An 8,777-nucleotide genomic window follows, 5' to 3' on the forward strand; every position below is an offset into this window, starting at 1 on the left:
TGGGACGGTCGGGGCGGCCCGCGCCGCCCGGCCGGTCCCCGTCGGCGGGGCGCTGCGGGTCGGCCTTCGGGTCGGTGACCTGCTTCGGCAGGTCCCGGCCGAGCCGGTCCAGCAGCACCCCGGCGAGCACGCCCGAGGTCACCGCCGAGTCGGCGGCGTGCGACTGCTCCCCGTCCGAGCGCGGCGGGGGCATCCGGCACACCCGGCTGAGCAGGGTCTCCAGCACCGAGGGCGGCAGCCCGGGCAGCAGGTCGCGGACCCGGCCGTCGAGCTGGCTGCGCAGCTTCGGCAGGTCGTCGGCGCGCGGCGGGTGCCCCAGCAGCTCCCCGGCCAGCTCGCGCAGCAGCGGCGGGGCCAACGCCGCCAGGCCCAGCCCGACGTCGGCGTGGGCCTTGCACAGTTCGGTGCGCAGCCGGGTCCGGTCGCCGGAGCGGACCCCGCCGACCACCCGCCGCAGCAGCTCCCGGGCGTCGCCGACCTGCTCGTCCGGCCCGTCGACCGGGGCGGTGCCGCCACCGGTCAGCTCGGTGACCCGGACCGACCACCAGCGGCGGACCGTCGGGTCGGCCGACTCCGCCGGCCCGCCCCCGTCCTCCGGTCCGGGCGCGTCACCCCGGGGCGCGTCGTGCTTCGGCTCCGGCCGCTGCGCCCGGGGCGCGGGAGCCCCGTCGGCGGTCAACCCGAGCGCGGTCAGGTACGCGGCGAGCTGCTCCTGGGCGACCCGCAGCGCGTACCCGGCGGTCTCGGCGTGCTCGGTGGCCGCGGACAGCTCCGGCACCCCCATCGGGTTGTTCGACTCCTGCCGCACCCAGCGCAGCCGCTCCGACGCCTGGCCGAGCTTCTCCAGCGCCTGGGCGAGCAGGCCGAGCGGCAGATCCTCGGCGGCGGCCCGCACCTGCGCGCCGATGTCCTCGACGATCGACACGACCCGCCTCTCAGAGCGTCGACACGTACTGCTGCGCCTGCTCCACCGCGACGAGTGTGGCGGCCAGACACTCCTCCAGCTCCTGGGCGGCCTGCGTCAGCGAGGCCTGCGCGGCCTCCACCGTCTCGTGTCCGCTGCCCTCCAGCGCGCCGGCCAGGGTCTGCTGCGCTTCGGCCAGCTTCTCGCCGGCGGCCTGCACGGCGGTCTGGCCGTCACCGATCTGCTGGAGAGCGACATCGATGGCGGCCTTGAGCTCGGCGACGCTCGCCACTGTGGAACCTCCTGGGGGCGGGGAGGACTCCATTACAGCCTATTGCGGTCTGCGAGAGAACATCCGCCCTGTCGGTGTCCTGCCCCACTGTCCGGTTGCCACCGGCGCCCGGCGACGGTCCGTCTCGCGGCCGTCCCGGCACCGCCGGGGCGGCTCAGTACCCGCGCAGCCAGCGCGGACCGTACACCTCGGCGCCCAGGGCCCGGACCCGTTCCCGCAGCTCCCGGTCGGCGGTGACGACCAGCCGCCGGCGGGACGCGGTGGCGCCGACCAGGGCCACCACGGCGTCGTCGCCGCTGCGCTCGGCGGCCACCACGCGCACCTGCGGGATGCCCGGCACCCGCCGGGCCGCGCCCTCGACGACCAGCACCACCTCGGCGTCCGGGGGCAGGTCCGGCGGGCGGCCCTCGGCGGCCAGCGGGGCCAGCGCGTCGCGTAGCCGGGCCGTGGCCCCGGCTCGGTCGCGCCACCACCCGTCGGGGCGGGAGCCGACCACGTTGGCGGCGTCCACGATCAGCAGCGGTGCCTCGTCCACCCTCTCAGGGTGCCACCCCGGGGCGTTTGCCGGCCCGAGGGCCGGGTAGCCCTGCGTGTCGACCCTGTCGGCTTCGACCTCGGAGGACGCACATGTTGGGACCCGGTGACTTCGGCTCCGACCCGTGGGACGAGTTCCTGGCCCGCTACTTCGGGCGGGGTGAGGGCGGACGCCGACCGGCACACCGGGTCGACATCACCCGGCTGATGACCGCCGACGCCCGGGAGATGCTGGCCGACGCGGCCCGGCGGGCCGCCCAGCGGCAGAGCAGCGACCTGGACACCGACCACCTGCTCTGGGCGGCGTTGCAGCGCGAGGCCCTGCGCGACCTGGTGCACCGCGCCGGGGCCGACCCGGACGCGCTGGTCAACGCGCTCGGCGGGCAGGGCGACGGGGCGCCCCGGGGGGAGGTGCCGCCGAACCTGTCGCTCACCCCGGCGGCGAAGCGGGCGCTGCTCGACGCCCACCAGCTCTCCCGGGCGATGGGGGCGAACTACATCGGCCCCGAGCACATCCTGATGGCGCTGCCGCTCAATCCGGAGTCGCCGGCCGGGCGGATGCTGTCGGCCGGCCGGATCCAACCCGAGTCGTTGCAGGCGGCCAGCGCCGAGCGGGGGGCGACCACCGGCCCGCGGCCGGACCGGGGCACCCCCACCCTCGACCAGTACGGCCAGGACCTCACCGACCTGGCCCGCAACGACCAGATCGACCCGGTGATCGGCCGGGCCGACGAGATCGAGCAGGCGGTGGAGATCCTGTCCCGGCGGACCAAGAACAACCCGGTGCTCATCGGGGAGGCCGGGGTCGGCAAGACCGCCATCGTGGAGGGGCTGGCCGAGCGGATCTGCGACGGCGACGTCCCGCAGACCCTGCTCAACAAGCGGGTCATCCAGCTCGACCTGGCCGGCCTGGTCGCCGGCACCCGGTACCGGGGCGACTTCGAGGAACGGCTGAAGAAGGTGATCGAGGAGATCCGCGCCCACCGGGAGGAGCTGATCATCTTCCTGGACGAGATCCACACGCTGGTCGGCGCGGGCGGGGCCGGCAGCGAGGGCGGGATGGACGCCTCCAACATGCTCAAGCCGGCCCTGGCCCGGGGCGAGCTGCGGGTGATCGGGGCGACCACGCTCGACGAGTTCCGGCGCAGCATCGAGAAGGACGCCGCGCTGGCCCGCCGGTTCCAGCCGGTGCTGGTCCCCGAGCCGGGCGTCGAGGACACCGTCAGCATCCTGCGCGGCCTGCGCGACCGGTACGAGGCGCACCACCAGGTGCGGTTCACCGACGAAGCGCTGGTCGCCGCCGCCGAACTCTCCGACCGGTACGTCACCGACCGGTACCTGCCGGACAAGGCGATCGACCTGATCGACCAGGCCGGCGCCCGGGTCCGGCTGCGCACCCGTACCCCCGCCTCGGACGTGCGGGAGCTGGAGCAGCAGCTCGACGAGGTCCGCCGGGACAAGGAGCAGGCGGTCGCCGACGAGCAGTACGAGCGGGCGTCGACGCTGCGCGACCGCCTCGCCGAGGTGCAGGAGCAAATCCGGCGGGCCCGGGGCGAGGAGGACTCCCCGCAGGTGCCCGAGGTCGGTCCGCAGGAGATCGCCGAGGTGGTCTCCCGGGCCACCGGCATCCCGGTCGCCCAGCTCACCGAGGAGGAGCGGGACCGGCTGCTGCGCCTGGAGGGCCACCTGCACGAGAAGGTGGTGGGCCAGGACGACGCGGTCGGCGCGGTCGCCGAGGCGGTCCGCCGGTCCCGGACCGGCCTGGCCGACCCGAACCGGCCGATGGGCAGTTTCCTGTTCCTCGGCCCGACCGGCGTGGGCAAGACCGAACTGGCCCGCGCCCTGGCCGAGGCGCTCTTCGGCGAGGCGGACCGGATGGTCCGGGTGGACATGAGCGAGTTCCAGGAACGGCACACGGTCAGCCGCCTGGTCGGCGCCCCGCCCGGCTACGTCGGGTACGAGGAGGCCGGTCAGCTCACCGAGGCGGTGCGCCGCCGCCCGTACGCGGTGGTGCTGCTCGACGAGATCGAGAAGGCCCACCCGGACGTGTTCAACATCCTGCTCCAGGTGCTCGACGACGGGCGGCTCACCGACAGCCAGGGCCGGACGGTCAACTTCAAGAACACCGTCCTGATCATGACCAGCAACCTGGGTTCGGAGCTGATCACCGGTACCCAGCGGGCGGTCGGCTTCGGCGCCGGGGAGCCGGGCACCGACCGGGAGAGCGACGAGCTGCGGGAGCGGCTGATGCGCCGGTTGCAGGAGAACTTCCGCCCGGAGTTCCTCAACCGGATCGACGAGGTGATCATCTTCCGTCGGCTGGAGGCCGCGCAGCTCCGGCAGATCACCGAGCTGATGCTGGAGGAGACCCGGCGCCGGCTGCACGCGCAGGACATCACCATCGACGTCACCACGGCCGGCGTCGACTGGCTCGCCGAGCACGGGTACCAGCCCGAGTTCGGGGCCCGCCCGCTGCGCCGGGTGATCCAGCGGGAGATGGACAACCGGCTGTCCCGGATGCTGCTGGACGGCTCCCTGTCCCCGGGGCAGACGGTGACCGTGGACGTCCGGGACGCCGCGCTCGACATCCGGGTCTCCGCCGGAGGTCACGTCACGGCCACCACCACCCACCCCCGATGAGCGGAGCGCACCGGTGACCGAACCCGAGGAGCGGGACGAATCCACCGACCGGGCGGAGCCCATCGCGGCCCCGCCCACCGCGAACCCGTCCCGGGTCCAGGTGCCGCCCGAAGGCCCGGGGGCGCTGGCCGGCGAGGGCGGCCCGGCGGAGTCCGGGCCGGTGCCCGGAGAGGAGACATGATGGCACGCGAGGCGCGACTCGACGCGGACGTGGAGCTGCTCTGGGAGGACTTCCACGCCCGGGTGAACATGCCGTCGGAGCAGTTGCGGCAGTGGCTGCTCACCCGGGGCTCGGGGGAGGAGGCGTTCGGGCCGAACCCGGACCTGGACCTGCCCGAGCCCGGCCGGCAGATCCTCGCCGTGCTGCGCAAGCGCAAGGTGGACCTGACCCCGGACGACATCGAGGTGATGCGCCGGGCCGTCGACCGCATCGACGACCTGACCCGGTCCCGCCCCGCCGGCGGCAACGCCGACGACGGCTGGCGGCACGCCCTGCTCGACCTCGGCCACGACCCGCTGGCCGTCCGCTGAGGCGCGGGCCCACCGGTGCGCCCCGAGGCGCACCGGTGCGGCCGTGCCCTCGCCGGGCCCGGGCGTCGGCTCGTGCCGGTCAGGTCTGGTCGCGGCTGGGCAACAGCAGCCCCGCCGTGTCGGCGGCGGCCTGCCGTTCCATGCGCAGCAGCTCCTCCCGGGCCAGCAGGGCGGCGTACTCGGCGACGTCGGCCGCGCCGGGCGCCTCGGGCAGCCGGCGCAGGAACGCCTCGACGTCCCGTGAGGCGGCGGTGTGCGCGGCGGCCGTCCGGCGGACGTCCTCCCGGTCGTCGGCGGGCGGGTACAGGTCGGTCATGCCCGCGAGATACCCACGCTCACGCGGTTCGCACCCCGTCGACGGCATCGTCGACCGGGGCCGGCGGGATCGCCCGCCCCCGGAGTCCGAAGTCGGGGTTCTCCGCCAGCCAGGCCAGGTAGTCCGGGTGCGGGGACAGCGAGTCGGTGTACGCCGCCACGGCGGTCTCCAGCACCAGGTCGGCGAAGCCGGCGGCGGGGGCCTCCGGATGCCAGCCCAGCATCAGCCGCCAGCGCAGTGGTGCCCCGGCCAGCCGTCGGGTCACCAGCCCGGCGACCGGGCGGAAGGTGGCCTGGCACAGCGCCACCGCCTCCCCGGCCTCGACCAGGTCCATGCTGCCCCGCACGTCGGTCTCGTACAGCTTGCGCGGGGTGAAGCCGGCGCGGGCGCAGGCGGCGGCGAAGCAGTCGCCGAAGCAGCCGTCGCCCGGCGCGGCCACCCACTGCTCCCGGCGCAGCTCCACCAGGCTCACCTCGTCCCGCCCGGCCAGCGGGTGCCGTTCGGGCAGCAGCACGACGACCGGGTCGACGGCCACCTCCCGCCAGCTCAGCCCGAACTCCGCCGACGGGGTGGAGTCGCCGCAGACCCCGGTCAGCGCGTAGTCGAGCCGCCCGTTGGCCACCAGTTGGGCCAACTCGTCGACCGACCACGAGGCGTACGTGGTGATCTGGGCCTGGGGCTGCTCGGCGGCGAGCCGGTGCACCAGCCGACCGAGGATCGGGCTGTTGACCCCGCCGAACCGGTACCGGCGTGGCGTGTCCACCGCCCCGGCCAGCCGGGCCGCCTCGTCCTGCAGCCCCTTCATCGCCGGCAGCAGCACCCGGGCCCGGGCGAGCACCAGTTCGCCGAGCGCGGTCGGCCGGGCCCCGCGCCGGTCCCGCTCGAACAGCGGCCCGCCCAGGGTGCGTTCGATGCGCTGGAGCTGGGCGGTGAGTGCCGGTTGGGCGAGGCCGAGAGTGGAGGCCGCCTTGGTCACGCTCCCCGTCTCCGCGATCGCGCAGACCACCTTCAGGTGACGCAACTCCAGATTCATGATGGTGACGTTATGACCACGACGGACCGGCGAAAAGTCCCGTAACCGAGCGGTAACTTCTAGTGGAGCGGGAGAAGGTGCAGCTCATGACGTATCGCCTGATATCGATTCGAGGTGGGTCACAAGTCGGAGCGGTGGGTGTGCCGTCCACTCACCGCGTCACGCACCTTGTCCACCACTCCGACGGCCGGGTCGACGATCCGGTTCCACGGCGGGGTGTGCGGATTTCCCGGGTGCGGTCGGGTCGGCGCCGCCTCCTCGGCGATCTCCAGCCGGTTGCCCAACCGGATCAGCTCCTCCTCGCTGGCCGCCGCCCGCAGCGGGCCCAGCAGCGCGTTCACCCCGTCGACGTGCCGGCGCAACTCCTCGACGAGGTCGGGCAGCCCGCCGTCGGGCAGGTCCCGCGCGGCGGCGAGCAGCCCGGCGTCGCCGGCGATCGCCCGGTCGATCCGCTCCCCGGCCCCGGGCACCGCGTGCCGGGCGGCGGGGAAGAGGTACTGCTCCTCGCCGGAGAGGTGGCGGACCAGGACGGCGGTGAACACGTCCAGAACCTCCTCGCGGCGGGGCGGGGACGTCCCTGCGGCAGTCGCCTCGCCCACCAGCTCCAGCAGCTCGCGGTGCTCGGCCTCGATGATGTCGACCAGGTTGCGCCCACCCGGGCGGTATCCGTCGCCGGGGGTGGGGGGCAGTGGTGGCAGGTGAACGGTCACGGTGACCTCCTCGCCGCCGCCGGTACCCGGCCGGGCCGACCACCAAACCGGGCCGCTCCGCCGCCGGCTGGTATAAGGAAGCGATGACGAGCGACCCCGACCCTGCCTCCGCCCCGCCCGCCCCCACCGACGAGGTGGTCGACCTCTGCCGGGACCTGCTGCGGATCGACACCACCAACACCGGCGACACCGCCACCAGCGCCGGGGAACGCGCGGCGGCCGAGTACGTGGCGGAGAAGCTCGCCGAGGTGGGGGTGGCCACCGAGATCCACGAGTCGGCGCCGGGCCGGGCCAACCTGGTCGCCCGCATCCCCGGCACCGACCCGGGCCGGGGCGCCCTGCTGGTGCACGGGCACCTCGACGTGGTCCCGGCCGACGCCGCCGAGTGGTCGGTGCACCCGTTCTCCGGTGAGCTGCGCGACGGGTACCTGTGGGGCCGGGGCGCGATCGACATGAAGGACTTCGACGCGATGGTGCTGGCGGTGGTCCGGCACTGGCAGCGCACCGGCGTCCGGCCGCCCCGCGACATCGTGCTCGCCTTCACCGCCGACGAGGAGGCCGGCAGCGACTACGGCGCGCACTTCCTGGCCGAGCGGCACCGGGGGCTCTTCGACGGCTGCACCGAGGCCGTCGGCGAGGTCGGCGGCTTCTCGTACTCGGTCAACGAGGCGACCCGGCTCTACCTGATCGAGACCGCCGAGAAGGGCCTGGACTGGCTGCGGCTGCACGCCAAGGGCCGCCCCGGGCACGGCTCGTTCGTGCACGACGACAACGCGGTCACCGCGCTCGCCGAGGCCGTCGCCCGGATCGGCCGGCACCGGTTCCCGATCACCGTCACGCCGACCGTGCGGGCCTTCCTGGAGGAGGTCTCCGACGTGCTCGGCATCGAGATCGACCCCGAGGACCCGGAGACCGCGATCGCCAAGCTCGGCCCGATCGCCAACATCATCGGCGCGACCATCCGCAGCACCGCCAACCCGACCCGGCTGGCCGCCGGCTACAAGGACAACGTCATCCCCGGCCGGGCCACCGCCACCATCGACTGCCGCAGCCTGCCCGGGCAGTCGGAACTGCTGGAGCGGCAGCTGCGCGACCTGGTCGGCCCCGAGATCGACATCGAGTACGTCCAGCGGCAGCCGGCCCTGGAGACCACCTTCGACGGGCCCCTGGTCGCGGCGATGTCCGCGGCGCTGCGCGCCGAGGACCCGGGGGCCCGCCCGGTGCCGTACATGCTCTCCGGCGGCACCGACGCCAAGGCCTTCGCCCGCCTGGGCATGCGCTGCTTCGGTTTCGCCCCGCTGCGACTGCCGGCGGACCTGAACTTCTCCGCCCTGTTCCACGGCATCGACGAGCGGGTACCGGTGGACGGGCTACAGTTCGGCGTGCGGGTGCTCGACCGCTTCCTCCGTAGCTGCTGACCGCGTCCCGGGGACGGTTCCCCGGGCGCCCGCGACCCCCACATGCGAAAGGGACTGGCACATGACCGACCAGCACGGTGAGCTGGAGGCTGCCCTGGAACGGGTGATCGAGTCCGCTCGCACCCACCTGGCCGCCGTCCGGGCCGGCGACGGCCGGATCGACGACGACAACGTCTGGCAGGCGTACGTCGAGCTGAACAACGCGTCGTCCGACTACGACCAGCGGCTGCTGGCCGCGTACGGCGAGGTCACTCCCTGGGACGTGGAGTCGATCGACCCCGACGAGGCCGACGAGCGGTTCGGCGGGGCCGGCGCGCTCGCCGACGCCGACGACCCCCACCCCCGGGTGATCTCGGTGCGGCAGCGCCGCGACTACCGGGTACCCAGCGTCGCGGCGCT

General features: G+C 74.5%; 10 protein-coding genes and 1 pseudogene. 5 read left to right on the forward strand and 6 right to left on the reverse strand.

Translation table 11 applies throughout. From position 1 onward, the window contains the following. From AWW66_RS30170 to AWW66_RS30180, 3 genes are all read right to left on the reverse strand, one after another. Window positions 1-925: hypothetical protein (locus AWW66_RS30170; protein WP_245648552.1), on the reverse strand; the 925-nt coding region annotated here is incomplete at its 3' end. Between the two features lie 10 nt (window positions 926-935). Further along, window positions 936-1,196, reverse strand: coding sequence for a hypothetical protein (locus AWW66_RS30175; protein ID WP_067373605.1), 261 nt, complete (start codon window positions 1,194-1,196; stop codon window positions 936-938). A gap of 154 nt (window positions 1,197-1,350) precedes the next feature. Then, window positions 1,351-1,731 (reverse strand): PIN domain-containing protein, encoded by a 381-nt coding sequence (locus AWW66_RS30180; RefSeq protein ID WP_067373608.1) that lies wholly within the window; start codon window positions 1,729-1,731, stop codon window positions 1,351-1,353. 92 nt (window positions 1,732-1,823) lie between these two features. On the opposite strand from AWW66_RS30180, the gene AWW66_RS30185 reads away from it, so the two are divergent. Genes AWW66_RS30185 through AWW66_RS30190 form a run of 3 tightly spaced genes read left to right on the forward strand, consistent with a single transcriptional unit; the run spans window position 1,824 to window position 4,901 of the window. Beyond that, window positions 1,824-4,370, forward strand: coding sequence for an ATP-dependent Clp protease ATP-binding subunit (locus AWW66_RS30185; RefSeq protein WP_067373611.1), 2,547 nt, complete (start codon window positions 1,824-1,826; stop codon window positions 4,368-4,370). Between the two features lie 13 nt (window positions 4,371-4,383). Continuing rightward, window positions 4,384-4,551: a hypothetical protein gene (locus AWW66_RS34680; RefSeq protein WP_169807198.1), complete on the forward strand. Its 168-nt coding sequence runs from the start codon at window positions 4,384-4,386 to the stop codon at window positions 4,549-4,551. Beyond that, window positions 4,551-4,901 carry a DUF3140 domain-containing protein gene (locus tag AWW66_RS30190; RefSeq protein WP_067373614.1) on the forward strand — a complete coding sequence of 117 codons (351 nt, stop codon included), beginning with the start codon at window positions 4,551-4,553 and terminating at the stop codon, window positions 4,899-4,901. Before AWW66_RS34680 ends, AWW66_RS30190 begins: the two co-directional genes overlap by 1 nt. Window positions 4,902-4,980: 79 nt before the next feature. Here AWW66_RS30190 and AWW66_RS30195 read toward each other — a convergent pair whose 3' ends face one another. From AWW66_RS30195 to AWW66_RS30205, 3 genes are all read right to left on the reverse strand, one after another. Further along, window positions 4,981-5,217 carry a hypothetical protein gene (locus AWW66_RS30195; protein WP_067373617.1) on the reverse strand — a complete coding sequence of 79 codons (237 nt, stop codon included), beginning with the start codon at window positions 5,215-5,217 and terminating at the stop codon, window positions 4,981-4,983. Window positions 5,218-5,236: 19 nt separating this feature from the next. Next, window positions 5,237-6,250 carry a LysR family transcriptional regulator gene (locus AWW66_RS30200; RefSeq protein ID WP_067373618.1) on the reverse strand — a complete coding sequence of 338 codons (1,014 nt, stop codon included), beginning with the start codon at window positions 6,248-6,250 and terminating at the stop codon, window positions 5,237-5,239. 119 nt (window positions 6,251-6,369) lie between these two features. Further along, on the reverse strand, window positions 6,370-6,960 hold the full coding sequence (locus AWW66_RS30205) for a hemerythrin domain-containing protein (RefSeq protein WP_067373621.1): 591 nt from the start codon (window positions 6,958-6,960) through the stop codon (window positions 6,370-6,372). Window positions 6,961-7,043: 83 nt separating this feature from the next. Between AWW66_RS30205 and AWW66_RS30210 the strand changes: the two genes are divergently transcribed. Together AWW66_RS30210 and AWW66_RS30215 are read left to right on the forward strand one after the other, a co-directional pair. After that, window positions 7,044-8,378 carry a M20/M25/M40 family metallo-hydrolase gene (locus tag AWW66_RS30210; protein WP_067373624.1) on the forward strand — a complete coding sequence of 445 codons (1,335 nt, stop codon included), beginning with the start codon at window positions 7,044-7,046 and terminating at the stop codon, window positions 8,376-8,378. A 61-nt stretch (window positions 8,379-8,439) separates the two neighbouring features. Beyond that, a pseudogene (locus AWW66_RS30215) lies at window positions 8,440-8,777 on the forward strand (hypothetical protein); the annotation flags it as partial.

Origin of the sequence: Micromonospora rosaria (assembly GCF_001567585.1) — a bacterium.
Taxonomy (GTDB): Bacteria; Actinomycetota; Actinomycetes; order Mycobacteriales; family Micromonosporaceae; genus Micromonospora; species Micromonospora rosaria.

Bases quoted from the DNA above. Each gene is read 5' to 3' on its own strand.
- AWW66_RS30185 (WP_067373611.1), top strand. From the start codon at position 1,824: ATGTTGGGACCCGGTGACTTCGGCTCCGACCCGTGGGACGAGTTCCTG.
- AWW66_RS30200 (WP_067373618.1), bottom strand. From the start codon at position 6,250: ATGAATCTGGAGTTGCGTCACCTGAAGGTGGTCTGCGCGATCGCGGAG.
- AWW66_RS30190 (WP_067373614.1), top strand. From the start codon at position 4,551: ATGGCACGCGAGGCGCGACTCGACGCGGACGTGGAGCTGCTCTGGGAG.
- AWW66_RS30195 (WP_067373617.1), bottom strand. From the start codon at position 5,217: ATGACCGACCTGTACCCGCCCGCCGACGACCGGGAGGACGTCCGCCGG.
- AWW66_RS30210 (WP_067373624.1), top strand. From the start codon at position 7,044: ATGACGAGCGACCCCGACCCTGCCTCCGCCCCGCCCGCCCCCACCGAC.